The following is a 25,339-nucleotide window of genomic DNA, read 5'->3' on the forward strand; positions in this document are numbered from 1 at the left end:
ATGAGTCGCCTGATTACCTGTGATCCGCAGTTTTCCATCAAGCTGGAGCTGGACAACCCCGGCGGCAGCCACAAGTACCGAGCCGCCAGCCATATCGTGGCGCGCGCCATCGAGACCGGCGAGATCATCCCCGGGCGTACCACGGTGATCGAAAAGACCGGCGGCAACTTCGGCTTTGGCCTGCTGGCCGCCTGTCAGAAAAGAAACGTCGATGTCGCGCTGGCCATCGGTCTGGGGTTCAGCCAGTTCAAGCGCGACCTGCTCGAGGGGCTGGGCGCCGAGCTGATCGGCAAGGCGCAGCTGCGTGAGGGTGCCACGCCGCGTGAGGTCATCGACCATCACCTGGTCCACCAGCACGCGCTGGGGCGCCACTATTACTACACCGATCAGTTCAACAACACCGATAACGTGCAGGCGCATCGCAGCGCTACCGGCGTCGAACTGGGACGCCAGCTGTTGAGTGCCAGCGCCTCACGACGGCTGCTGTTTGTCGGCTGCGCCGGCACCGGAGCCAGCTTTACCGGCGTGGTACAGGCGCTGCGCGATCTGGATTTCGATGTGCGATCCATACTGGTCGAACCCGAAGGCTGCGACACGCTGGCCGAGCACTTTGTCGATCACCGCCTGGAGGGCATGTGCGTGGGGGTCGCCCCGCCCTTTCTGGACTGGACGCTGGTCAGTGACGTGTACCGCGCCGGTCTTGAAGACACGATCACCGCCCAGCGACGCTTTTATCGTGAGCAGGGCTTTCACGTGGGCAACACCACCGGGGCCTGTCTGGCCGTGGCCGGGCAGCTACGCGAGACGGCCGCCCTCGAGGGGCGCCATATCGTCATGCTCGGCTATGACGGCGGGCACTGGTACCCGGACCTGACCCGACAGATGCCAACCGGTGCACGTAACGCCGCCTGAATCCTGCCGCCGGCAGGTCCGTATGCCCTGATTCGGAATCCCACGGATGCGCAGACACAACATCTACTACTACACCCTGGCGCGGCTAATGCCCTTTCTGGAACCCGCCACACTTGAGCTGCTTGGCGAGCGTCATGACCCGTCGGCCATGACGCTGGCCGCCGAAGACCTGGACGCCCTGATCAAAAGCGACCCCTCTCACCGGGGCCTTGAACAGTGCTACCTGGAAAGCTGCTCGCCGTTCATTGCGGTGTCGACCTATCGGCTGGCGCATGCCTGCTGGGCGCGCGAGCCGCTGATGGCGATGAAGCTCTGCCACGCTGCGCGTGTCGCCACCGGCGTCGAGATTCACCCGGGCGCGACGATCGGCCGGCGCTTCGTGGTCGATCACGGCACCGGCACGGTGATTGGTGAAACCACCGAGATCGGTGAGGACTGCACGGTACTCAATGGCGTGATCATTGGCTCAAGGCGCATGAACGCCAATATGAACGTCAAGCGCCACCCCACCATCGGCCACCGGGTCAGCATTGGCGCCTACAGCCAGCTGCTCGGCAATATCGTCATCGGGGATGACGTACGCATTCACCCCTGGTCGGTCATCACCCGCGACCTGCACGCCCGGGCGCGCGCCTGGGCCGATCACGCTCGTCCTATCGAGCCACCCGACATGCCAGGCGCCATCCTGATCCAATAGAACCTCAGCGCTGGAGTAGAATCCGAGCGCTGGCCGGGCGCTGATACATGGTTCAGCTCCATGCGTCCAAGGCCGCATGGACAGCGCCCGTGGTTTCGCAACAGCATGGTGTGGTACGTCTCTCAAAGGATAAAGCCCATGAGTGCCCCCTTTATTACCGACAATCTGTTACTGCGCTGCCGGCGCGAGCAGCGCGTTCAGCAAGAGCGTAATCGTCAGAGCTTCGACCCGGCCGCCATCAACGACCGAAAGGAGCTCTCCCTGCTGGTCGAGCAGGCCCTGGCCGATGGCGATGACTACGCCAGCATCGTCTCGCGACATCGTGACATCGCGCTTACCGAGGCAGAGCTGATCGATCTGATCGGCCCCGAACAGGCACTGCGTGATCGTCTCGAAAGGTTCGGTCAGCTACACTGAATCGCGCCCCCTGTGTCGAAGGCCCCGTTTGCACAGCGTGCAGACGGGGCCTTTTTGTCCGGCCGTGATGCCTTTCGCCAACACTCGCCCGGGGCCCGTTTGATCACCCAGGAGAGACTCCGACATGTCACTGACCGATGCCCTCAACTGGCGCTACGCCGCCAAGCGCCTGAACGGCGAGCAGGTGCCCGAAGAGACGCTCGAGCGGATCATGGACGCCGCCCGGCTGGCGCCCTCTTCCTTTGGCCTGCACCCCTGGTCGCTGGTGCATGTCAGAAGCCAGGAACTGCGCGCACGCCTGCATGAAAACGCTGCGCCGCAGCCACAGGTCATTGAAGGCTCCGACCTGCTGGTCTTTGCCGTTCACGATCGCGACTTCAAGGCGCAGGTCGATGACCATGTGACCCACATGGCGACAACCCGCGGCCAGGATGAAAGTTCGCTCGACGGCTTTCGCAATATGGTCAAGGGCGTGATGGATCAGAAGGGCAGCCACGAGGCGTGCCTGGAATGGGCCGCACGCCAGGCCTATATCGGCATGGGCGTAGCGCTGAGCGCCGCCGCGCTGGAAAAGGTCGACGCCTCGCCGATGGAAGGCTTTTATCCGGACAGGCTGGATGAAGCGCTCGGCCTGCGGGAAAAGGGACTCAAAAGCGTGGTCATCATGGCGCTGGGCTATCGCGACCCCGAACGTGACCCGGGCGCCGGACGCGCAAGGGTGCGTCGTGACCGGGACGATTTCGTTGTCACCATCGAGTGATGGGCGGTGTTTGACAAGGCTCCGTCCGATGCGGGGCTTTTTTTGTGTGTCGTTCCCGGCAACACCGGAGACGCCATGCCTGTTCAGCGCCGGCGCAGGGTTCTCAACAGCTTGCCGACGCCATAACGCGGGCTGGGGTCAAAGAAATGCGCCAGCAGGGTGAGCCGTGGCCCCGAGGCGGCAAGACTGACTGCGCGGTTGGTATACAGCGTGGTGCGACCTGAAAACAGCATGGGGCGGCGTTCGGCAAAGTTTTCAAGGGTAAATTGCTTTTTCTCCAGTAGCCGCGTGGCACGTTCACGGTTGGCGTAGCGCTTGAACCAGACCTTGCCGGCAGTGTTTTCAAGCTCGCTGCGGGGATGACGCCGGGCGTTGGGACGATAGAGCAGCTCTCCCGCCTCGTTGCCATCGGTCGCCGTGGGAATGATCAATGGAATGACCAGCGTGAACAGGTGGGAATCAAAATGGGCACGATACTGCTCGGTGCTGTTGCCTGGTGTAACCAGGCGTGCAATGTGGTACTGATCCTCCAGGCTACCCTGATAGCCAAAGTGCTCCCGAGCCATGCCATGCAGCACAGGGGCCAGCTCATTGCGCACCTCAAGGGCATCCAGCAGTCGGGCATGTGTTGGGGAGGAAGCACAAAAGGTACGCCCCACCACCTCCTGCATGATCTCCCGGGCATAGGCATCCACATCGAGACTTTCCGATAACGCCGGAAACATCATGGCACCGCGTTCCATGAAGCCTTCCCGGGACTGCTCCAGCGCCTGCCAGTAGTGTTCCATCGTCCGTTCTTGTAGTGTGTCTGTAGCCGATAGAATTAACATGGGCCTTGTATTAGCGTCACCGAGCAGACCTCTCGAAAACTTGATCTGTAATAAGGCCGTCAGGTAGTTCCTTGTTTTCCAGAGCAATAAAAAACATCCTTTATCGTCCTGATGAGCATCTCGGCACAGCCCTGACATCATCCTGGTGGAATCGGGCAGCACGACAGGGCCTCCCCCCTCGCCAATCGGTGCTGACACCTCCGCCGACCGATCCATTTCATGCGCCGGCTCGCCCGATCCTGGTATCTGCGCCGGTGTTCGTCTCGCCCGGCAGCATCAGACAGCCTGTTCTTTTTGAAGGTGGGCGGGCTGTAGCCGGGCTGACAGGCAGGGGACGGAGCCACGCCATCAGGGGGCGTCGTGACCGTTATTCCCATCGATCTCGAATTCTTTTCGATCATATGTTTGACTCTGCCCCCGTTAGCATGCCACGATGATCTCAGTTGGTTAGCAAGTCGAATATAGTCAGTTGCACTCGAAGTCCTTCGGTAGCCTGGTTTTATCCCCCTTGTTTTACCTGCTTTATCTGGGGCAACACCCGGTCACTTTTTATAGCGCTTTATGCGCAAGGAAATTCGAATATGTCTACTGGCACAGTCAAGTGGTTCAACGACGCTAAAGGTTTCGGCTTCATCTCTCCTTCTGACGGCGGTGACGATCTGTTCGTCCACTTCTCCGAAATCAAGGCTGAAGGCTTCAAGTCACTGCAGGAAGGCCAGCAGGTCTCCTTCGAAGTGACTCAGGGCAAGAAAGGCCTTCAGGCTGCGAACGTCCAGGCAGACTAACCTTCGGGTTAAACTGTCTTTGAGCCGAAAGGCTCTGAACAACAAGGCCCGCGAAAGCGGGCCTTGTTGTTTTTGTATGTCGGATCAGTATCGGTACGTCCATCGCCATGCAGCGTGCCGGTATTTTCAATACCCGGCCGATATATCCTGAAAGGCCCCGCCATGTGCGGGGCCTTTTGATATCCGGCTTTCTGCCAGCCTGCTACCGCTCGTATCAGGCGACGGCCGTTTCCCGAACCCGAAAGGTCGCCACAAGCCTTTGCAGCTGACCGGCCTGCTCTTCCAGCTTGCCGGCCGCAGCGGTTGACTGCTCGACCATGGCCGCATTTTGCTGGGTGACCAGATCCATCTGAGCGATGGCGGTATTGACCTGATCGACGCCCCCATCCTGCTCGCGCGAGGCGGTCGCAATATCATTGATCAGCGTGGCGAGCTGCTCGATGGCGCTGCGGGTCTGCTCGATGCTGCTGCCGCTGCGCTCTGCCTGCGCCACCCCGGAAGTAATCCGCTGACTCATGGTTTCCAGAAGCTGGCGAATTTCGCCGGCCGAAGTGGCACTGCGATTGGCCAGCGCTCTGACTTCCGAGGCCACCACGGCGAACCCTCGCCCCTGCTCGCCGGCACGGGCGGCTTCCACCGATGCGTTGAGTGCCAGAATATTGGTTTGAAACGAGATCGAGTCGATGGTGACCAGGATGTCGTTGACGCGCTGGGACTGCGTGGCAATCTCCTTCATCAGTGACAGGCTCTGTACCACGTCACTGCTACTGCTGCGGGCACTGCCGGTGGCCTCGATGGTCAGCGTATTGACCTGCTGGGTCGCCTCGGTGTTGCGTTTTACCGTCGAGGATATCTCCTCCATGCTGGCCGCGGTTTCCTCCAGCGAAGCGGCCTGCTGCTCGGTACGGGTTGCCAGATCATGACTGGCGTGCGAAAGCTCGCTGGCACCGGCGTAGACACTCTGGCAGGTATCCCGAATGGAACTCACCAGCGTCAGGAGCGAGGCGTTCATTTTCTTCATCGCCATCAGCAGCTGCGCGGTTTCATCGCGCCCGGTGACGATGATCTCCTGGGTCAGATCGCCCTGAGCGACCTGCTCGGCCACATACACTGCGCGATTCAGAGGGCGCGTAATGCTGCGGGTAATCACGACGGCCAGTGCCATGGCCGCCAGCAGCGCCACACCGGCAAACATCAACAGGCTGGTCATGGTGCGCCCGTAAGCGGCTGTAATCGTCTCATCCGCATGTCCCAGGCGCTCGGCAGCGGCCGTATTGATCTGATCGGCCAGCGACTCAAGCTGATAAACCTGCTCCTTGTAACCGCCAAAGGCGGTATTGGCCTGCGTCGGGTTGACCAGCTCACCGTCAAGAATACGTTGATGAATGGCCTGGAACCCTGAGGCGTAGGCCTCCAACGCCGTACCCGCCTGCCCGTAGAGCGTTCGCAGTTCCTCGGTCGGCGCCAGCTGCTGGCCCTGCATCAGCACCTCTTTCAGCGCCTCCCGGGAACCCTCCCACTGGTCGTAGTAGTCAGCGACCCTGTCGGGCAAGGCGATATTGATAAAGCTGTCCTTCTCAAAACGCCGCGCCTGCAGGGCCAGACGCTGTACGTCGAGCGCATTCTGCGCCAGCATGGCATCCGTATTGATGGCCCTGTCAGCGGTAGATTTCATATTGCCAAGCCCCAGCAGCCCGACGACGGCACTGGCGACCAGAAGCAGGGTTAAAATACCAAACGCCATGGCCAGCCGGGGGCCAATTTTCAAACGAGTCAACATGGTCACTTGCTCATGCAAAACGGGATAGCATGCTATATCGACGCCGCCATGGCTTTCTTGATGATAGCTTCAATAAATTAAAGCCATGCCTTTGATTTAAAAAATAATTAATGCTGGCGACCATCGATCCTCCTGCCCTTAGGGCCCGGCAGGAAGGAGTGTCGCTGTACACCCGGCCCCGAACCGGTTTATATCAACACTCCCTGATGCTGATCGGCCATCCAACATGCCCATCGAGATTGTTCCCCTCCACGAACGCCCGGCATTCATCGATGCCTGTAGCGCCTGGGCCTACGGTCAGTGGGGGGTGCACAGCCCGCGCACGCTGGAGGAAACCCGACTGCTGTTTGCCAGCGCCGTCCACGGCAGCGGCCTGCCGCTGACCTGGGTGGCTCAGCACGGCGACTATCCGGTGGGCATGGCCAGCCTTTTTGAGGACGACTGCTCAAAACGTCCGGACCTGCGCCCCTGGCTGGCCGCCGTGTTCGTTCATCCTGACTATCGCGGCCGGAAGCTGGCAGCCCGTTTGATCGAGACGGTCGAGGCCGCTGCACGCGCGCGGGGTGAAAAGCGGCTCTATCTGATCACTGCCCACCAGCAGATGCTTTATGAGCGCCACGGCTGGCGCAGGACAGGCACGGTCAACTACCCCGACCGCCCCTGCACTCTGATGGAGAAGCACGTCGCCCCTGCTGACGCCCACCCATGAATTGGCAGGCCGGCGTCAGCTCGATGCCGACCGTTCAGGCAGCCGGGCGTTGATGTTCAAACAATGTAGCCCTCTGGTGAGGCGCGCCTCGATAAAGTCGATCTCCAGCGACGCGGTAAAGTGATCCGCCATGAGCTGAATCACGCGGTCGGCGTGGGCCTGAATGACTCGATGATCATCGGCCCGTGCGAAGTTGGACAGCGTCTTGAAGGCCTTCAACAGCGACAGACAGATGCTCAGATCCTGCCCGCCGTAGTGGAGGATGGGGTCGAAGACCCTGAACATCAGGCTTTCGAAATCTTCCTCGTGCCATGAGATCAGACAGCGTCCATCGTCATCCACCAGCGTGTTGGGGGGCGTCAGTGCCAGTCGTTGCGCCAGTAATTCGGTCATCTGGTGAATACACAGTCGCGCCGTGCCGGGGTCATTGATCCCGGGCGACAGCGCCTTGATGGCCACCTCCATCAGCTGCGTCAGTCCGTTGACATAGTGATCCCGCGTGGACTCCCCCTCGACGTATTCCAGACAGGCCAGTATCTGCTCTGTCAGCCCCTCGTCCGGTGCGGTATCTGCCTCGACCGTCAGAATGGGAAACTTCTTGACCACGAAATCGCCAAAACTGAACCTCAGATGGATCGCGATACCGTTATTGGTCGCCATTTTGGCCAGTCGCTCGAAATCAACGCTCTGGATATAGCCACTGTCGCGGGAATACACGGGATGACCGACGCTGGTATCGATCTCATCTTCTCGATGGACATAACGCGCGCTGTTCTGTTTTTCCCTCAACCCGTCGAGAGAACGCTGCGTGGACACGAGCAGCCCCTGAGTGATCGCATTGATCTGTACGGACTGGGAAGTGCCATGAATGAAAAAGACGAACATGGCCAGGCTATTGATCACCATGCCCGAGCCCAGATAGACCGCCAGCGAGCGCCAGGTATCCGGGGGGTTGTGAGTGGCCGGCACCAGCAGCAGGAGCAATAGATACAGGATGGTGCCGAGATAGTGCCCCAGCACCTGCTGGTGGCGCTTCTCGGTCATGATGCCGAACACCAGCTTGTTGGAGAAATTGCTGCCGGCCTGGGTCAGCACCGACATGACCGTGGAAAAGCTGAACACCAGAAGCGAGATCATGCCCGCCATCAGCGTGGCCACCAGCGTTCGGGCCGTATCGGGATGATCAAAATTCACAAAATCCAGAAATCCCGGCAGGTTTTTCACCTCAAAGGTGACGGCCAACACCGCCAGGACCCCATAAATCGTGATGATGATACTGGTCAGGTAGGCAATACTGTTGCGAAACCCCCTATAAAATCGAGCACCCGTGACGTTTTCATGGGGAGATGACAACTCCTTTTATTGATGTGTACCGGCCACCGCACGACTCGCCTTGTCTGCGCGCAGCGTATCAGAGCCCGCCGGCCACGCTTTAGGCAAAAAAGACCCGAACGCTCGCTGTTTTTTGATACCACGCTCAACCATTTCCAACCCTGTGAAACGCCATGCCATTACGAACATCGACCCGAATCAATAAATACATCAGCGAAAGCGGCCTGTGCTCTCGTCGCGAGGCAGACCGCTTTGTTGAACAGGGCAAGGTCTGGATCAACGGCCGGCGCGCCGGCACGGGAGACCAGGTGGTCGCGGGGGATCGGGTCACGGTCAACGGTCAGGAGATCGAACCCCAGGAAGAAGAGGACCTGATCCTGATTGCGCTCAACAAGCCCGTCGGGATCGTCAGCACCACCGAGTCGAGCGAGAAGGACAACATCGTCGAGTTCGTCAAGCACGGCGCGCGCATCTTCCCCATCGGCCGGCTGGACAAGGACTCCCAGGGGCTGATCTTTCTGACCAACAATGGCGATCTGGTCAACCGCATCCTGCGCGCCGACAACAACCACGAAAAGGAGTACCAGGTGACGGTCGACAAGCCGATCACCGAGGACTTCATCGAGGGCATGCAAAATGGCGTGCCGATTCTGGGTCAGATGACCCGGCGGTGTCGGGTCGAGAAGGTCTCCACGTTCGTCTTCACCATCACGCTGGTGCAGGGGCTCAACCGCCAGATTCGGCGCATGTGCGAGGTCTTCGGCTATGAAGTCACCCAGCTGATCCGCACCCGGATCATGAACGTCTCGCTCAAGGGGCTGGCCATCGGCGACTGGCGCGACCTGACCCCGAAGGAAGTCGACACGATCATCGACCTGACCGAAGGCTCAAAGGCCGGGCCGACGCCAGACAAGCCAAAGTCACCGTCGCGCGCCAGGGGGTCAAAGAGCGCACCCGGCGAGAAGCCAAAGGCCGACCCGCTGGGCATCGGCAAGCCGGCGCTGGATAAAATGTATTCAAGGGGCAAGGGCAAACCCGCCCCCGCCGGCAAGAAGCCGCCCAGTGGTGGCGGCAGAAAGGCCGGTGGAAACTGCAAGCCTGCGTCGCAGTGCAAATCGGGCGGCAAGCCCACCCCTCAGAGCAAAACGAACGGCAAACCGACCGGCAAAGGAAAGCCGGCCAGTGGCAAACCCGCTTCACGCTCTCAGGGCAGCCGCCCCGGCAAGAAGCGCTAGGCGCAACCAGATGCAGCGACAGCCTCCGGGTGAGGCTGCCGGCCTGATGACCGGCACGTATCGCTCAGGGCGCTATACAACCTCTTCCTGAATCACCACACTTGCCGTTTTTCCTCCAGAGTCATCGTCATGCCGCACCTTTTTACCGACCGCCCCCGTTCGGCCCGCCCTGGCCGAGGCAAGAGCGATCTCAAACAGGACTACCGCTGGGAAGGCATCAACGCGGTGCTCTATGAGCTGGGCGGTGTGATGTTCATCGTCGGCAGCGTGATGTTCTATCCGCGCCTTGAACACATCAGAGACATCGGCGCCTGGCTGTTCTTTGTGGGCTCGCTGGTCTACCTGGTCGTTCAGGCCCATGACGTGATCGAAGTACGCCGCTTCTGGCACAGCAGCAAAAAGACCTCGCCCTCGCAGCTGCTGGAGCTCATCTCGCTGGCGGTCTATATCATCGGTACGTTGCTCTACGCCGTGGGCAGCCTGTTTTTTCTGTCATGGTGGCACTGGATCGTGCCCGGGGCGTGGCTGTTCATCATCGGCTCGGTGCTCTTTCTGATCGGTGCCTGTCTCAACGTCATGATGGTGATTCGCGCCTCGGCGCTACTCACCCTGCAGCTGATGAACCTGACCGCCGTCACCTTCGTGGTGGGCTCGGTACTGTTCGTGGTCGCCTCCATTCCCTATCTCTGGGGCTTTGACAGCGTGGCGGATCATGACCAGCTGCATAACCTGCTGGCCTCGCTCTTTCTGGTCGGCAGCGCCTTTTTCATGATTGGCGGACTGTTTAACCACCAGCGCGCGCGCATTGTCATTCGCCACCGCTTTGATGCCACCGCCGAGGACAGCGAAGCCGACGAGCGCCTGCTCGCCTTCATGCGCGGTGAGCTTAACGATCCCGAACACAGCCTGGATGATGATTTTGAGTACGAAGACAACACCACGGTAAAGCCCGCCGCGCCTGCATGAGGTAGATGTGCGGCTGCCCTGCGCACCATCAAAAACCCCGACCAGCGTTCGCTGGTCGGGGTTTTGTCATTTGCAGCTCAGACAATGGCGGGAAAGCGCTACTGGCCGTGATCGATCCGCCGCCGGGTTTCGCCATCGACCAGCGTGCGCAGCATGGTCAGCACCGGCTCGGCATCCGTCTGGGCCCGCCCGTAGGTGAGGTTGAACGTGTAATCGAAGTCAGCCGGGTTATCGCCCTGACTGTGCTGGAGAATGGTCTCGAGCTTATCCAGGCCCTTCACCAGTCGCGCCTCGCGCGAGGCGCCCTGCTCGTAGTCCTCCCACAGCGACAGAAACTCGGCTTTCAATTTCTCATCCAGCGGCGCCATAACGGTGAGCAGATCCAGACGCTCCTGGGTGTTCTTGTCGGCGTTTTGCGCAATGGCCGGCTGATCGCCGTGGATCGCCTCACCCAGATCGTGCAGCACGCAGATTTTGAGAACGCGCGTCATGTCCAGCGGCGCCAGCTCGCGCTCGAACGTCATCGCCATCAGACACAACCGCCACGTATGCGCCGCCGTATCCTCCTGCCGCCCGGTGGTGGTGTACGCCGTGCGCAGCACGCTCTTGAGCCGCTCGGCCTCCTTTAAAAACGCCAGCCCGTTGCCGAGTCGTTCGATGTCCATGAGATTTCCAAAATTGTTGTCAGATGAAGGTATGGGAGACAAGAGTATAAGAGGCGGAAATGACATAAAACCTGAATAATGACTGGCATTCGAGGATTTAGCTTATCAGAATAATTTAGACTTAGTTAAAGTAAACGAAAATTTCGCCGATCTAGATTGAGGTAATAGCTTTTAAGCTGGAACCGGCAGGCTGATCGGTTCCGACATAAACATCTATATTGCTGGAGCAGTTATGTTTTCAGAGAAAGTACAAAAATCTGATAGCACTGGCTTAGATGATACTTTCTTAAATTGCGATATCTGTCATGGCGCGGTTAAAAAAAAGAACTTAGAAAAACATAAAAAAAAGCACGAAAAAAAAGCTAAAAAAGAGGCTCGCTCAGGCAACAAGCACTCATTAATTCTTGAAAACAAAAATAGCGATGTCGATTATATAAACGTGACAAAAACTTATCATAAATGTGCAAAATGCAAAAAATTGATATCGAAGTCTTTGATGAAAGAGCATTTGCACAAAATGCATGGCATTGTTATCAGAAACGTAGAAAAAGATTTGTTTTGGTATTATGAAAACGTTGTAAAAACTCAGAAAAGAAAAAAAGCAGAGCCTAAAACGTCAGTAGGAAAACCAGCGTTCACAAGCCAAAAAGTTTCCAAAGAAAACGGCGATAAAACTTTTATAAAGTGTCCTGTATGTAAAACAACGTTAAATCAAAAAAATTTGCAGAAGCATTTAAAGAAAGTTCATGGCAATGCAAAAATTCCGTTAAAAGATACCCGTCATACTGAAAAATCTACATATTTAGGAAAGAAACTCGAAAGTGAGCGCCCAGAACGAGATTATTCTGAAGATATATTTGATCGTGCAATTATCTACCACGGTGGAGCTTATGGCCTAGGCAAAAATCGAAAACATTGATGGGGAACCACGTTAAAAAAATACTTTGATTTATCCAGCCCTTGTTGGGATTATAAAATATACGCAAGCGCATGATAATACTTATTTTTTTAGTAAAACTTTTCTGCCGGTATACCTTTTTGTATACCGCCTTTTTGCTCAGCTTATTAAATAAAGCTATAAACATATACCTTAGATATCTGTTTTGATCAATATCAAGACCCTTGCAACTGGCCGAAGAAAACTAACTCTGAGCCTAGAACGGCTCAATTGGTTTCATTGTCCACGAAGTAAGCACCTTTCGCTTAACATCAAAGTTTCCAAGACAGTCATAAGCATCGATGTCTTTTGGTGAATCGAAATTCAATAATTGCCATGCATCGCGATTCAATCTAACGCTATAGAGATATTCGTCTTTCTCATGACCAGTGCTACGATCGAGGCGCTGTGAGTATCCAGATAAAGTTATCTTTTGGATTGTTGGCATAATCTGAAAGCACAGCGCTGCCAGCTTCAAACCAATGCTGCTGACATGTCGAGCGTAAAGCTCACTCAGTTCCTTTGCGGCAAGCTTACGTACATTCACTTTGAAACCACGGGCAGCCAATGCCGCTCTGCGTGCTGGAAACATATCAATTTCTGGAAAATCCACGTCGATTTTAAGCTCATGGCTGGAAAGGAAATCCCAAGCTATTAAGGTTTCATAGGGCCATTCAATCTCTTCCAACGCTTCTTTTAATAGCGCCTCCATGCTCTGCAAGTCTCCTTGCTGGCCATATAAGTGCCTTAGCCTTAAAGATTCTTGGAGTACTTCGTGCTGTTTTCGGGCATTTTCCCAATCAGAAACAGCATTTTGATAATCAGAACTGATCAGCTCAATGCATTTTTGGCGCCGCTTTTCCGCTGGTGGCCAGACTAAATGCACAAGCTTTTTGGCAGGTAGATCAGGGAGTATAGGCTGTTCTCCATTAAATGATTTTGCTTTATAAGACTGAGCAATCGGCGCCTCTATATCGCCATGCAGTATAGCCAATGATTCACGCGTTTCATTAATGTTATCGACCATCACCCCCAGCCTTTCCCGGATGACATCGCCTTGTTGCTGCTTGAGGACTTTTAAGGTCGAAGAATCTAGATGTAAACCAGTACGGCTGTTTAATAACTGAACTTCACCAGTTTCATCATCGATAACAATTTGTAGCTGGATCTCGATATGCTCTTGTTGTCTGGAGTTAAGACTGGAGGAGGAAGCTCGTAACCTATTGCTAGAACCTGAACCGATTTTTTCAGACCAAGACAATCCTGTACCAGGGATACCGGCACTTACGCGTGTACCAGAGGGGGAAAAGGAGATGCCCCCACCGCGGCCACCAAGGCGAACTCCAAGGCCACGGTGAGTAGCAGAAAAGCGGATGCCCGGTGCTATTTTTATGGACTTTCTGAAACGCATCCCCATTTTGTCACCTTATTGAATGGATCACGTACCCCCGCATAATAGCGGGGGTCAATGTCAGCCTGTTTAATTCCCCTTTTTGTGTTTATGTGGCTTCAGGGATGGCGTATTGCCAGGCGTCTGCTTATTGTCACGCTGACGTTTGTCAGGCTGGCCAGTAGACTTGGCGGTCCGTTTAGGACCCGGTTTGATACTCATAATGACTCCTTACTGCTGTTGGCACGACATGAGCGGCCAGACACGTCTGCCGCTCTCCTGACGCCATGGACAACACCCTTGCATCCGCCCACGGCGAAAATCTCGGTCAACTCCCCCGGCGCGCTGTCGACTCCCCGCCCCGCCTGCGCGCTAAATAGGTCGGTTTTATTGCACCCTTGCAGAGGGCGTCGGGCCGCTCATGTACTGGGCCGGACGACGGTTTTATGGCACCAGAAAATCTTGCGTTTCCTTGCATTTCAAACCGGCCACACCGGGTGGTGTGGGGTCAAAAGCCGGCTATGTGATACACGTTGACGCCGTTATCCGAAAACGGGTGTCTCTTGCGGTACCCGGGAAGCTCTAAAGGTCTTTTCAGCACAATATTCGAGCGCGCCGATTAAGTAAAGTTGTGTAACAGGAGATGAGACAAAAGCAGCATTCATCACGAACCCCTTTCGCTCGCCAGAATGAAATGATCACGCTTCGATCCAGATTTTATAGAGTCCCTACGCGACAACTCTGCATAGCAAATTGCTATATACAGCGTTTTGTTATACCTTGTTCTCTCCAGACAAGGACCCTTTCATGCATGTCATTACGCAAAAGCGAATCTGGGAAGCCAAGGCACAACACCCGCAGACCGCAACGGCGCTGGATAGCTGGTACAGGCTTATAAGGGCAAACGATCCGTCTGATTTCGCCGCCATGAAACGCCTGTTTCCTCAAACCGACAAGGTGGGGTCACTTCATGTTTTCGACATTGGCGGCAACAAGCTCAGATTGATCGCCGTCGTTCACTACCGGACAAGAAAAGTCTTTATCCGGCACATTTTGACCCACAAGGAATATGACAAGGGCAAATGGAAGGAATGAACATGAATGCCATTAATGAATCGACCATTCAGCACTGGGCCTGCGTCGCCCATCTGCTTCAGGCCCCTCAAAATGAGGCGGAATACGACCAGAAGGTAGAAACGCTCGACAGCATCCTCGATCGCATCGGCGACGATGAAGACCATCCTCTTGCAGTGCTGGCAGACCGCCTGGGGGATCTCATCGAAGCCTACGATCAGATGCACCGGCCGATGCCGGAAGTTTCCGGGATTGAAGCACTGCGCTATCTCATGAGTGAACATGGCATCGCGCAGTCTCGGTTGCCAGAAGTTGGTGCTCAGTCTGTCGTCTCGGCCACGCTGGCTGGAAAGCGTCAACTCAACTGGCGACAGGTACGCGCCCTGTCCGACCGGTTTGGTGTGTCGACGGACACTTTCAGGTAATGATGCATTCTTGCTCACCGCTCAAGGAGCGATCCTGTGGCGCCTTGCTCCTGCTCCCGGCTTTAGAAACATCAAAGCCCAGACAACAGACGTGACAAAACCCTGAGCGGACTCAGTAGCAGCATCAAAACGAGGAAGGTATTGCAGGGAAAGGAAGTGGCGCGCTTGTTGGGATTCGAACCCAAGACCCCCGCCTTCGGAGGGCGGTACTCTATCCAGCTGAGCTACAAGCGCGCGGAGCGTCTTCACGGGGAAGACAGCGCGCTATCCTACCGCCCGCGCCTGTCTCTGTCCACTCCCCGCGCGGGCCGCAGGGCGTGGTGTCATGTCAGTCAGGCAAGTGTCCGTAACGCTTTTATACTTTTGCCCACATCATAAAAAAACACCTGACCTGACCACGCTTGAGGACAAGACCATGCACATGCGCTTTACCCGCCTGATGACCGCCGCCGCCCTGCTGGCCGGCCTTTTGGGTACGACCGCTGCCGCCAATGGCGATGAGATCGACGGCCACCGGATTTATGAGGATAACTGTGCCGGCTGTCACGACGGCGGGCGCGGGCCACAGCGGGGCTCGGATGACTGGACCCAGCGGCTGGAAGCGGGCCAGCAGACCCTGTATACCCATGCCATCGAGGGCATTGGCGGCATGCCGGCGCGCGGTGGCAACAAGTCGCTCTCGGATGATGAGGTAAAGGCGGCGGTCGATGATCTGGTCGCCCCGACCAAAGACAAGTAACGTCTATCCTGACGCGTCAGACCACCTTTTTTCTGATAACCCTGTTTTTTCATGACAGCCAAGGGAGTCCATGATGGGCATGAGCGAGCAATCGGGCGGTGAGCCCACCATCGACATGGTCGTTCAGGCGCACCAGGCGCTGAAGGCCAGAAAGCCGCTGGTGCAGTGTTTGACCAACAACGTCACGGTCAATCTGGTCGCCAATGCCCTGCTGGCTGCCGGCGCCACACCGGCCATGATCGACAACCCCGAAGAGGCCGGGCGCTTTGCCACGCAGGCCGATGCCGTACTGATCAACCTGGGTACGCCGCAGGGGGATCAGGTCAAGGCGATGCACAAGGCCGCCAGCGGTGCCCATCAGGCGGGCAAGCCCTGGGTGCTCGATCCGATCGGCGCGGGCAGCATGAAATGGCGCCATGGTCTGGCACTGGAGCTGCTGGAGCATCGTCCCACGGTGGTACGCGGCAACGCCTCCGAAGTCATGGGGCTGGCCGGCCAGGAAGGCGCCGGGCGGGGTGTGGACAGTGCCATAAGCCCGCAAAGCGCGGTCAACGCCGCACGCGAGCTGCTGACCCAGGCCTGTACGGTCTCGGCCTCGGGGCCGGTGGACATGCTGCTCGGGCCGCTGCTTGATCGTCATCACAACGGCCCGGCGCTGGTCGAAATCGGCGGCGGCAGCGAGTGGCAACCCCGCGTCTCCGGCACCGGCTGTGCGCTGGGCGCGATCGTGGCGGCCTACTGCGCCGTGGTGCGTGATCCGCTGTGCGCCGCCGTGGCCGCGCATGTTCATGTCGCCGTGGCCGCCGAGCTTGCCGAGGAGCACGCTCAGGGGCCGGGCAGCTTTGCCATGGCCTGGCTCGACGCGCTGGATCAGGTCGATGAGCACCTGCTGCGCCAGCGCGGACTCATCGCGGTGCGCTGGCTGGATGCTTAAGCCGAGCACATACGCTGCCTCACGCATCGGCATCATCGGCGCCGGCATCGCGGGGCTGGCCGCGGCCATCCGCCTGCGCCTTGAAGGCGCCCACGTCGAGGTGTTCGAGGCCGGTGCCACGGCAGGCGGCAAGCTCGGCGAGCTGGTGCTGGGCGAGTATCGCTTTGGCATTGGTCCATCGCTTCTGACCATGCCGGAGTACATCGACGAGCTGTTTGAACTCGCCGGTGAAGTGCCCTCTGATCACTTTCGCTACCGGCGGCTGGACACCGTCTGCCGCTACGTCTGGGAGGACGGCACCCGGCTGGATGCCCGCGCCGACCCGAAGGCCTTTGCCAAGGAAGTCGAGCGTGTGCTGGGTGTGCCGGCGCAGCGGGTGCTCAGAACGCTGGCCCACGGGGAGGAAAAGTATCACCTGACCGGGCGGACCTTTCTGGAAAAATCGCTGCATACGCCAAAGACCTGGCTGACGCCGGAGGTCGGCCACGCCCTGACCCGGCTGCACCGTCTGGATCTCACCCGCACCCTGCATGACGTCCACCAGCGCGACCTGGGCGAGCCGCATCTGGTGCAGCTCTTTGATCGCTTTGCCACCTACAACGGTTCCAACCCGTATCGCGCGCCAGGCCTGCTCTCGATGATTGCCCACTTCGAACACGGGGCCGGCGCCTTTGTGCCCGAAGGCGGCATGCCCGCGATCGGCCGGGCGCTGTATGGGCTGGCCGAGCGGGTGGGCGTGATCTTTCACTTCGAGACGCCCGTGGCGGAAATTCTCACCCGCCACGACAGCCACCGGCCGCGCGCGGTGGGGCTACGCCTGGCGGATGATCGGCAAGTGATGTTTGATCGCGTGGTCAGCAACATGGATGTGTTTTTCACTCATGACCGGCTGTTGCCCGATGCCCCGGCGCCCACGCAGGTGCTGGCGCGGGAAAAATCGACCTCGGCGCTGATCTTCTACTGGGGTGTGAATAAATCCTTCCCGGAACTGGATGTGCATAACATCTTTTTCAGCGACGATTACCCGGGCGAGTTTGCAGCGCTGGAGGCGGGCACGCTGTGTGATGACCCGACCGTCTATGTCAGCATCTCTGCGCGCTACGACCCAAGTGCAGCGCCAGAGGGCGGCGAGAACTGGTTCGTGATGATCAACGCCCCCTTTACCACACCCGAACAAAACTGGCCGACGCTGATCGAGCGCACCCGCGAGCGGGTCATCCGGAAACTCGAGCGGATGCTGGGCAATGGGGGTGGAAAAGCCGGGCTGCGCGAAGCGATCGTCGAGGAGTGCGTGTATGACCCCACCACCATCGAGGCGCGCACGCTCTCTCACCTGGGCGCGCTGTATGGCACCAGCTCCAACGACCGCATGGCGGCGTTCATGCGCCATCCCAATTACAGCCGCCATGTCGACGGGCTCTATTTCTGCGGCGGCAGCGTGCATCCCGGCGGCGGGCTGCCGCTGTGCCTGTTATCCGCCAAAATCATGACCGATGTCATGGCACAGCGTGAACCCTTATCAAAGCCCGCCCCTGACCTGAAGGACGATGTTTGATGGCTTCACAGATTCCTGCTCCATCCGAACGCCGCCTGCGCCCGATGCCGGTCATTATCCTGTTGAGCCTGATCTATCTGGCCGGCGTCATCGGCATTGCGCTGCCGGTGCATGATCAGTTCATTCGCCTGACCCCGCTGACACTGATCGCCTCACTGGGTCTGGTGCTGGCCTTTCATCCGGGGCCGCGCAGGCCGCTCTGGGGCTACGTGGCACTATGTTACGTGGTGGGGTTTGTCGCCGAGGCGATCGGCACCTCGACGGGGCTGTTGTTCGGCGATTACGCCTACGGCCACGTGCTGGGGCCAACGCTCTGGCATACGCCGCTGATCATCGGGGTGAACTGGGCGCTGCTGCTGTATTGTCTCAACGTGTCGATACAACGCGTGCTGCCCGAGCTGTCACGACCGCTCAAGGGCGTGATCGGCGCGGCCCTGATGGTGGCGCTCGACATGCTGATCGAACCGGTCGCCATTCATCACGAGATGTGGGCATGGGGCGACACCCTGGTGCCGCTGAGCAACTACATCGGCTGGTTCATCGTCTCGCTGCCGATTTCGATGCTCTTTCACTACCTGTTTGCGCGCACCCACAACCCGGTCGCCATCGCTGTGGCGCTTTTAATGGCGGGCTTTTTTGGCGCGCTGAATCTGCTGGGGGTTTGAGGCCCTCTTTCGGGAACATGTCATGATAACCGCACGCCACCCTCCTGATCAGGCCACGCCTGGCGCCCTTGCCCATATGGCGCTGGGCCACGTCGAGCGGGAGTATCCCAACCTGATCACTCATCTGATGCGCGACGCACAGGATATCGCTGCCCCTTCAACGCTGCATCCGATCTTCTACGGCAGTCTTGACTGGCACTCCTGCGTGCACAGCTACTGGCTGCTGGCACGCGCGGCGCGTCTTTGCCCCGAAAGCGAAAGTGCTGCACGCGGAAAGGCTCTGTTTGAGCGCAATATCACGCCCGAGAAGGTGGCCAGGGAGCTGGCCTACTTCCAGGCACCGGGGCGCGGCAGCTTTGAACGCCCTTACGGCTGGGCGTGGCTGCTGAAACTGGCCGCCGAGCTGAACACGGCATCACACCCCGCGCTGATCGAGGCGGGCCGTACACTGGCGCCACTGACCGACTTCATTGTTCAGCAGTTCATCAACTTCTGGCCGAAGCAAGGTTATCCGATTCGCACCGGCACCCACTACAACAGTGCCTTTGCCGGCATTCTGGCGCTGGACCATGTCGAATCGTGCTGTGCGGGGGTTCAGGGACATGAGCTGGGCAGGATACTGCGCCAGCGCGCCAGCGACTGGTTCCAGAGTGATCGGAGCGCCCAGGCCTGGGAGCCGGGCGGCGATGAGTTTCTCTCACCGACGCTGATCGAGGCGCTTTACATGGCCCGCGCGCTGGAGCCGCAGGCGTTTGTCGGATGGTTTGACGCCTTTTTGCCGGCACTGGCCGATGGCCAGCCGCAGACGCTTTTTACTCCGGCCGTGGTCAGCGACCGCAGCGATGGCAAGATCGCCCATCTGGACGGGCTGAACCTGAGCCGCGCCTGGTGCTTTCGTGCCCTGGCGGCACGACTGGGAGAGGGCCATCCGGCCAGTGGTCGGATGCGCGACAGCGCCACCGAACACCTGAGTGTCGCGCTGCCGCATCTGGGGGCGGATTACATGGGCGAACACTGGCTGGCCACATTCGCCCTGCTGGCGCTGGAGGCCTAGCTGACCGGCTGTACCAGTCCGGTGCGGTAGGCCACGCGCCGAAAGATGTGCGGCATGGTAAAGAGCATGCCGCCGGGGCCACCATTAAGCGCCCTGTGGGCCAGCAGGCACAGCGCGCCAATCAGCACCGTCATAACCAGCGGCGTCACGGCCAGCACGCCATTTTGCAGCGCGCCTTCGATATACAGCGTCTCGGGCATGACGGCGACCAGCGCAAATATCAACAGCTTGTGAATGACGTAGATCGGCAGGGTGCGCTGGCCGATATCGCACAGCAGCACCATTCTGAAGCGCTCGGTCAGCAGCGCGAAAAGATCGATGGTGGTCGAGACCATTAAAAGGGCGAGGACCAGCTTCACACCCGGGGCCTCCATCGCGCTCAGCTTCCAGGTAATACCCAGTGCCGCCACCGTCAACGCCCCGGTCACCAGCAATCGTTTAATGTCGCACTGCACGTAGTGGCGGGCAAGGAAGGGTTGTAGATGACACCCCAGGGCAAAGAAGAAGAAGTAGTCCAGCAATGAGGCAATGTTCCACCAGCCCGGCGGCAGCAACAGGCTTGAGGCCAGATGCAGTACCACCCCCAGCCCGATGCTGATGACCGCCGGCGACGCCGTGTGCTGGATCAGCTTGCAGGCGACGAAATAGAGCACCAGCGCGTAGAGATACCAGAGCCCGGTATCGGCGCTGATCAGCTGCATAACCATCCCCCCGAGGGTCCCCGGATGGGCGCCGGCGGCCACGACCTCGACATCCAGCGGCTCGATGACGTACTCGGTGAACAGCCAGTACAGCCCCACCCACAGCACATAGACCCACAGCAGGCTGGCCACACGGCTGGTGCGCACCTCCCCCCAGCCACGTCCGGTCACCGAGCGGCTGGCCAGAAATCCCGAGATGAGAAAGAAAAGCGGCATGCGCAGCGGCTTGAGCGCCGTGACGATCAGATTCCAGAGCGTGGGGATGGCCGTCTGACCGAAATCGATCTGCTGAAGCACCATCTGATTAAAATGATAAAGCACCACCGCAAGGATACAGACGCTCTTGGCGGCATCGATCCAGGCGATCCGGCGTGCGCTGGGCATGCAGACTCCTCGTTTTATTTAACCATTTTTAAAATAAACCAAAGGTATTATGCGCAGCTTGTAGGACTAATCCATGGAACTAAAAAAATAATACACAAATCAACGCCAACGGTTACATATCGGCATTCGCATTCCTCCTCCCTGACACCTTCGTCCAGCAGGCGCCGCCGGGGAAGACGGTTATGCTGGCAGGCTACTGACGGGCCATGTCCTGCCGGGATCAATCCGTCTTTCCTGTACCGACCGGGAGCCCCCATGGAACACGACATCACGCTTTCGCTTGACCAGGCGCAGGCACTAAGCCGGCACATTCTGCATAACGCAGGCTTTGGCCCCGGCCATGTCGAGGCCATCACCCGAAGCGTTGTCGCCGCCCAGCGTGACGAGTGTCACTCCCACGGGCTGTATCGCCTGCTGAAGATCGTGGAGACGGCGAAAATGGGCGGGCTGGACCCGCAGGCCGTACCCGAGGTGATCGATCATGCCCCCGGTATCGTGAGGATCGATGCCCGCTACGGCAGCTCGCTGCTGGCGTTCGAACAGGGGCTCGCGCCGTTAAGGGAGAAGGCCGAGCGCCACGGCATTGCGGTGCTGGCCATCAATCACTGCTTTCACTTCTCGGCGCTGTGGTCCGAGGTAGAAGCACTTTCCGGGATGGGGCTGGCGGGGCTGGCGATGAATCCAACGCATGCCTTTGTGGCACCGGCGGGCGGTGTGCGCTCGCTTCTGGGCACCAACCCGCTGGCGTTTTCCTGGCCAAGACCGGGCGGCGATCCCTACACCTTTGACTTTGCCACCAGCGTGGTGGCCCGCGGTGAAATCGAGCTGCATCGCCGCGCCGGCAAATCCATACCTGACAACTGGGCGCTGGATGATCAGGGTCAGCCGACCACGGACCCGACCGCCGCGCTGGAAGGCGCCATGCTGCCCTTTGGCGGGCACAAGGGATCGGCGCTCTCCACCATGATCGAGCTGCTGGCCGGTCCGCTGATCGGTGATGCCCTGAGTCATGAGACCCAGGCCGCCAATGAGGAAGGTACCGGCCGACCCTGTCATGGCGAGCTGGTGATCGCGCTGTCGCCCAGGGTATTTCTGGGCGAGCAGCATGAGGCCGGGATTTCACACGCAGAAAAGCTTTTCGAGGAGATGCTGGGGCAGGGCGCGCGGCTGCCGTCGCAGCGCCGCTTTGAAGCGCGAGTGCGCAGCCTGGCATCCGGCGTGTCGATTCCGGCGGCGCTCTATCGGGATCTGATGGCCCTGGCCGGTGAGGATCCGGTCGGTGAAAAGGAGGATGCGCCCTAGCCCGGCAGCCAGCTTCAGGGTCCGGCCACGCGACTGGCGCACACCTACCCCCACCCGGCAGACACCACCGAGTGGGGCGTTAAGGCCGTCAGGACACTGACAGAACCCTAACAGGGCATGGACGATGATCTGCTGCGTCCTGCATCAGGCCACGATATTGCGAAGCTCACGGCCTTCCAGCAGCCGGTTGATGTTCTCGGCCATGGCATCCTTGCGCCGCTCCAGCGTGCCCTGGGTCCAGCCGGACATGTGCGGTGTCATGACCAGGTTATCGAGGGTCTGAAAGGGCAGATGGCCGGGGTCGGACGCCGGCGTCTGTGCATCGGGATAGACGTACCAGGTATCGATGGTGGCCCGGCGGATACGTCGCGAGGAAAGCGCATCGAAGAGCGCCTTCTCCTCGATGACCCCGCCGCGACCGACATTGATCACATGAGCGTGTGCCGGCAGGGCGTCAAAGGCGTCGGTATTCATCAGTCCCCGGGTCGCCGGGGTCTCGGGCAGGGCCACCACCAGGGCATCGAGCCCCTGATAGAACCTTTCGAGCTCATCCAGGCCGAAGGCCTGCTCAAGGCCATGTGCCCGGGCATTCACCGGTGAACGATTGGCGGCGCGGACACGCAGGCCCAGCGCCCGGGCCGTGGCGGCCAGCGACTGACCGATGTGACCAAAGCCGAGAATGCCCAGCACCTGTCCATGAAGCTCCCCGTGCAGGGTACGCCCCGACTGATAGTGCCAGTCTTTCTGACGCAGGCGATGATCGGCCTCGACCAGGGGCACGCAGTCATTGAGCAGGGCGGCCATGACGTACTCGGTGATGGGAATATCGTGGCCATGACAGTTGCACAGCCGGGCCCCCTCGGGCAGACGCGTGGCATCAATGGCATCCACGCCTGCGCCGACGGCCTGAAAAAGACGAACCGCTTCGGGTCGCGGCTGCTCATCATTGAGTCGATGCCCCAGGATGATGTCTGCCCGGGCAAACTGCCGCCGCCCGGCCTCATCCAGGGTATCGGGCAGGCAGATCAGCTCGGCCTCATGATGCAGGCGGTCCCTGAAACCGTCGTGAAAGCTGGCCGCATTCCGGCCATGAAAGACAATGCGTGTACTCACGTCGCTACTCCGGGTCAAAGGGGACGATGCCGGCATCCAGCAGTGCCGGATCCAGAGACGTCTCGATGGGATCCATCATCTCTGCGGCAAAGGCCATCAGCCGCGAGAGCACGTCATCGGCCGCCGGTTTCCGACCGGCAATGACGGCTTCCAGCAGCTCCTGATGCAGACGGATGTTGGTACGAATCAACGGCTCATCGCCAAAGTGGGTCAAAAACAGATAACCCAGCCGGCGAAAAAGGGTGTGCAGCGGACGCAGGGTGCGTTCAACGAAGGGTTCACTGGCGGCCTTGAGCACCAGCCGGTCCATTCGCCGATCGATCTCGTTGAAGCGACGGATCCGCTCGTCACACAAGGGCGTGTCGTCCTCGATCAGGGCAGCCAGCGCAGAGGCGAGCTGGCGCATCTGACTGCGCTCCAGCGTACTGGCACGCTCGCAGGCCTGCTCTATGGCAAAGCGCTCCAGGTCATGGCGTACCCTCAGCAGCCGACGCTCGCGCCCCGGATCAATGGGTAACACGCGAATCCCTCGCCCGGCCCGAACCTCCAGCAGCGTGTCATCGCTCAGGCGCCGTGTGGCCTCGAGCACCGGCATGCGTCCAAGCCCGGTACGGGCCTGGAGCTCGGCCATGGTGAGAAAGGCGCCGGGCGCCAGCTCCATGTGGGCCAGCAGCGTCTCGATTCGCTCATAGGCCAGTTCCGCGCGGGACATGCCCGGGGTTTCATTGGTCCGTTCCAGGGGCTTTAACCTTCTTTCCTGCATGTTGTCCTCGCACGATGACGCAGTCAGGCGTCGCTGTGAATACACCCTATGTATCATATGATATTTCGATATACAGAAATATATTTCTCCTTCGGCAGCGCTTTTATCGATCCCCTTTTCCGGTAACGCTGCCTTACGAAGGAGCACGTCATGGCAGAACTTACCAGGCGCCGTCTGCTGTCCGGTGCAGGCGCAGGCCTGCTCGGTGCCGCAGCGCTCTCGGGTCGGGCACTGGCCGAGCCGGGCCGCCAGTATCGTCTGAGAGCGCAGACCAACAAGAGTGAAACCTCGACCCAGGGCGCCATGTACACGCGCTTTGTCGAGCTGTGCGAGTCGCTCTCCGGCGGGCGATTACTGATCGACCTGCATTATTCAAGCGCGATTGTCAACGACTTTCAGACCTTCGATGCCGCCGCCAACGGGGTGCTGGACATCGATATGACAGGGGCCAGCTATCTCACCGGCAAGGACCCCGCCTTCCAGTTCATTGGCGATGTCATGGGCGGATATGAAGATCCCGTTCAGTTGCACGCCTGGCTCGATATGCCCGAGGCGCGCGCCATCGTCGACCCGCTCTATGGGCGTTACAACATGTACTGCGTCGGCCTGCTCTGCCCGCCGCTGGAGTCGTTGAGCTCTACCGTCCCCCTGCCGGGTATCGAGGCCCTCGGGGGGTGGAAGTTTCGCTCACCGCCGGGCATGGAGAGCGAGATATTTACCCGCCTGGGGGCCGCCCCGGTCGTGATGTCCTTTGGCGAGGTCTTTACGGCCATGGAAACCGGCGTGGTCAGCGGTGCCGATGCCGGCACCCTGGCCCTCAACCGCTCGCTGGGCCTTTATGACATCTGCAAATACGCCACCTATCCGGGCTTTCACTCCATGCCTGCCGACCATGTCGCCATCAACCTGGACAGCTGGAATGCCCTGCCTGCCGAGCTTCAGCGTGTCATTGAAGTAGCCCAGCGCGCCATCGCCTTTGACGTCATCAAGGAGGTGACGGTGGATGACCACCGGGTACTGACCGATCTGTCCGACCAGGTCACCTTTCATGACTGGTCGGAAAAGGATCGGCTGGCCTTTCGCGAAGCGGCCCTGCAGGTCTGGAAGGACTGGGCGACGCGCAGTGAAGCGGCCGATGTCATGGTGAAAAGCCATCTGGCCTTCATGCGTCAAATGGGGCTTCTGGTCTGAAGCCACCGTCCTCAGGGAGGTCAT

General features: G+C 59.2%; 26 protein-coding genes and 1 tRNA gene. 18 read left to right on the forward strand and 9 right to left on the reverse strand.

What is annotated here, in order from left to right; translation table 11 throughout:
* From Q0931_RS03600 to Q0931_RS03615, 4 genes are all read left to right on the forward strand, one after another.
* On the forward strand, window positions 1-912 hold the full coding sequence (locus Q0931_RS03600) for a pyridoxal-phosphate dependent enzyme (protein ID WP_299257383.1): 912 nt from the start codon (window positions 1-3) through the stop codon (window positions 910-912).
* Between the two features lie 46 nt (window positions 913-958).
* Window positions 959-1,609 carry a serine O-acetyltransferase gene (locus Q0931_RS03605; protein WP_299257385.1) on the forward strand — a complete coding sequence of 217 codons (651 nt, stop codon included), beginning with the start codon at window positions 959-961 and terminating at the stop codon, window positions 1,607-1,609.
* A gap of 138 nt (window positions 1,610-1,747) precedes the next feature.
* Entirely contained in the window at window positions 1,748-2,026 is a 279-nt protein-coding gene (locus tag Q0931_RS03610; RefSeq protein ID WP_299257386.1) for a hypothetical protein, read from the forward strand.
* Window positions 2,027-2,150: 124 nt separating this feature from the next.
* Window positions 2,151-2,786: a nitroreductase family protein gene (locus Q0931_RS03615; protein ID WP_299257387.1), complete on the forward strand. Its 636-nt coding sequence runs from the start codon at window positions 2,151-2,153 to the stop codon at window positions 2,784-2,786.
* Window positions 2,787-2,869: 83 nt separating this feature from the next.
* Here Q0931_RS03615 and Q0931_RS03620 read toward each other — a convergent pair whose 3' ends face one another.
* Entirely contained in the window at window positions 2,870-3,574 is a 705-nt protein-coding gene (locus Q0931_RS03620; RefSeq protein ID WP_299257389.1) for a hypothetical protein, read from the reverse strand.
* A 623-nt stretch (window positions 3,575-4,197) separates the two neighbouring features.
* On the opposite strand from Q0931_RS03620, the gene Q0931_RS03625 reads away from it, so the two are divergent.
* Window positions 4,198-4,401, forward strand: a complete 204-nt coding sequence (locus tag Q0931_RS03625) for a cold-shock protein (RefSeq protein ID WP_086621314.1) — start codon at window positions 4,198-4,200, stop codon at window positions 4,399-4,401.
* A 214-nt stretch (window positions 4,402-4,615) separates the two neighbouring features.
* Here Q0931_RS03625 and Q0931_RS03630 read toward each other — a convergent pair whose 3' ends face one another.
* Complete coding sequence (locus Q0931_RS03630) at window positions 4,616-6,181, reverse strand: methyl-accepting chemotaxis protein (RefSeq protein WP_299257395.1); 1,566 nt, start codon at window positions 6,179-6,181, stop codon at window positions 4,616-4,618.
* Window positions 6,182-6,407: 226 nt separating this feature from the next.
* Here Q0931_RS03630 and Q0931_RS03635 point away from each other — a divergent pair, with 226 nt between their 5' ends.
* Complete coding sequence (locus tag Q0931_RS03635) at window positions 6,408-6,890, forward strand: GNAT family N-acetyltransferase (RefSeq protein ID WP_299257397.1); 483 nt, start codon at window positions 6,408-6,410, stop codon at window positions 6,888-6,890.
* 15 nt (window positions 6,891-6,905) lie between these two features.
* Here the strand turns inward: Q0931_RS03635 and Q0931_RS03640 are convergent, their stop codons facing one another.
* Window positions 6,906-8,243, reverse strand: coding sequence for a DUF2254 domain-containing protein (locus Q0931_RS03640; RefSeq protein WP_299257399.1), 1,338 nt, complete (start codon window positions 8,241-8,243; stop codon window positions 6,906-6,908).
* 152 nt (window positions 8,244-8,395) lie between these two features.
* On the opposite strand from Q0931_RS03640, the gene rluF reads away from it, so the two are divergent.
* On the forward strand, window positions 8,396-9,457 hold the full coding sequence (rluF, locus tag Q0931_RS03645; RefSeq protein ID WP_299257401.1) for a 23S rRNA pseudouridine(2604) synthase RluF: 1,062 nt from the start codon (window positions 8,396-8,398) through the stop codon (window positions 9,455-9,457).
* A gap of 129 nt (window positions 9,458-9,586) precedes the next feature.
* Window positions 9,587-10,423, forward strand: a complete 837-nt coding sequence (locus Q0931_RS03650) for a YrhK family protein (protein ID WP_299257403.1) — start codon at window positions 9,587-9,589, stop codon at window positions 10,421-10,423.
* A 98-nt stretch (window positions 10,424-10,521) separates the two neighbouring features.
* On the opposite strand, the gene Q0931_RS03655 is transcribed toward Q0931_RS03650, so the two are convergent.
* Window positions 10,522-11,088 carry an HD family hydrolase gene (locus Q0931_RS03655; protein WP_299257405.1) on the reverse strand — a complete coding sequence of 189 codons (567 nt, stop codon included), beginning with the start codon at window positions 11,086-11,088 and terminating at the stop codon, window positions 10,522-10,524.
* A gap of 232 nt (window positions 11,089-11,320) precedes the next feature.
* Between Q0931_RS03655 and Q0931_RS03660 the strand changes: the two genes are divergently transcribed.
* Entirely contained in the window at window positions 11,321-12,007 is a 687-nt protein-coding gene (locus Q0931_RS03660; RefSeq protein WP_299257407.1) for a hypothetical protein, read from the forward strand.
* Window positions 12,008-12,242: 235 nt separating this feature from the next.
* On the opposite strand, the gene Q0931_RS03665 is transcribed toward Q0931_RS03660, so the two are convergent.
* Window positions 12,243-13,436 (reverse strand): DUF4236 domain-containing protein, encoded by a 1,194-nt coding sequence (locus Q0931_RS03665; RefSeq protein ID WP_299257409.1) that lies wholly within the window; start codon window positions 13,434-13,436, stop codon window positions 12,243-12,245.
* A gap of 786 nt (window positions 13,437-14,222) precedes the next feature.
* Here Q0931_RS03665 and Q0931_RS03670 point away from each other — a divergent pair.
* Entirely contained in the window at window positions 14,223-14,510 is a 288-nt protein-coding gene (locus Q0931_RS03670; protein WP_299257411.1) for a type II toxin-antitoxin system HigB family toxin, read from the forward strand.
* A 2-nt stretch (window positions 14,511-14,512) separates the two neighbouring features.
* Window positions 14,513-14,914 (forward strand): transcriptional regulator, encoded by a 402-nt coding sequence (locus Q0931_RS03675; protein ID WP_299257413.1) that lies wholly within the window; start codon window positions 14,513-14,515, stop codon window positions 14,912-14,914.
* A 157-nt stretch (window positions 14,915-15,071) separates the two neighbouring features.
* On the opposite strand, the gene Q0931_RS03680 is transcribed toward Q0931_RS03675, so the two are convergent.
* Window positions 15,072-15,148 (reverse strand) — tRNA-Arg (locus Q0931_RS03680).
* A gap of 91 nt (window positions 15,149-15,239) precedes the next feature.
* Between Q0931_RS03680 and Q0931_RS03685 the strand changes: the two genes are divergently transcribed.
* The 5 genes from Q0931_RS03685 (at window position 15,240) to Q0931_RS03705 (ending at window position 19,861) form a co-directional block, all read left to right on the forward strand.
* Window positions 15,240-15,653, forward strand: coding sequence for a c-type cytochrome (locus tag Q0931_RS03685; RefSeq protein ID WP_299257415.1), 414 nt, complete (start codon window positions 15,240-15,242; stop codon window positions 15,651-15,653).
* Window positions 15,654-15,732: 79 nt separating this feature from the next.
* Window positions 15,733-16,587, forward strand: coding sequence for a hydroxyethylthiazole kinase (gene thiM, locus Q0931_RS03690; RefSeq protein ID WP_299257417.1), 855 nt, complete (start codon window positions 15,733-15,735; stop codon window positions 16,585-16,587).
* Window positions 16,580-18,142 carry a 1-hydroxycarotenoid 3,4-desaturase CrtD gene (gene crtD, locus Q0931_RS03695; RefSeq protein ID WP_299257419.1) on the forward strand — a complete coding sequence of 521 codons (1,563 nt, stop codon included), beginning with the start codon at window positions 16,580-16,582 and terminating at the stop codon, window positions 18,140-18,142. Before thiM ends, crtD begins: the two co-directional genes overlap by 8 nt.
* Window positions 18,142-18,807 (forward strand): carotenoid biosynthesis protein, encoded by a 666-nt coding sequence (locus tag Q0931_RS03700; protein WP_299257421.1) that lies wholly within the window; start codon window positions 18,142-18,144, stop codon window positions 18,805-18,807. The genes crtD and Q0931_RS03700 overlap by 1 nt, the downstream gene beginning before the upstream one ends.
* 22 nt (window positions 18,808-18,829) lie before the next feature.
* On the forward strand, window positions 18,830-19,861 hold the full coding sequence (locus Q0931_RS03705) for a DUF2891 domain-containing protein (protein WP_299257423.1): 1,032 nt from the start codon (window positions 18,830-18,832) through the stop codon (window positions 19,859-19,861).
* Here Q0931_RS03705 and Q0931_RS03710 read toward each other — a convergent pair.
* Entirely contained in the window at window positions 19,858-20,946 is a 1,089-nt protein-coding gene (locus Q0931_RS03710; RefSeq protein ID WP_299257424.1) for an acyltransferase family protein, read from the reverse strand. The two genes, Q0931_RS03705 and Q0931_RS03710, sit on opposite strands and share 4 nt — an antisense overlap.
* Before the next feature lie 255 nt (window positions 20,947-21,201).
* Here Q0931_RS03710 and Q0931_RS03715 point away from each other — a divergent pair, with 255 nt between their 5' ends.
* On the forward strand, window positions 21,202-22,248 hold the full coding sequence (locus Q0931_RS03715) for an Ldh family oxidoreductase (RefSeq protein WP_299257425.1): 1,047 nt from the start codon (window positions 21,202-21,204) through the stop codon (window positions 22,246-22,248).
* A gap of 144 nt (window positions 22,249-22,392) precedes the next feature.
* On the opposite strand, the gene Q0931_RS03720 is transcribed toward Q0931_RS03715, so the two are convergent.
* Window positions 22,393-23,361: a 2-hydroxyacid dehydrogenase gene (locus Q0931_RS03720; RefSeq protein ID WP_299257427.1), complete on the reverse strand. Its 969-nt coding sequence runs from the start codon at window positions 23,359-23,361 to the stop codon at window positions 22,393-22,395.
* A gap of 4 nt (window positions 23,362-23,365) precedes the next feature.
* On the reverse strand, window positions 23,366-24,073 hold the full coding sequence (locus Q0931_RS03725; RefSeq protein ID WP_299257429.1) for a GntR family transcriptional regulator: 708 nt from the start codon (window positions 24,071-24,073) through the stop codon (window positions 23,366-23,368).
* Window positions 24,074-24,274: 201 nt separating this feature from the next.
* Between Q0931_RS03725 and Q0931_RS03730 the strand changes: the two genes are divergently transcribed.
* Window positions 24,275-25,315, forward strand: coding sequence for a C4-dicarboxylate ABC transporter substrate-binding protein (locus Q0931_RS03730; RefSeq protein WP_299257431.1), 1,041 nt, complete (start codon window positions 24,275-24,277; stop codon window positions 25,313-25,315).
* Window positions 25,316-25,339 lie beyond the last annotated feature (24 nt).

This window comes from uncultured Kushneria sp. (assembly GCF_947497025.1).
GTDB lineage: Bacteria > Pseudomonadota > Gammaproteobacteria > Pseudomonadales > Halomonadaceae > Kushneria.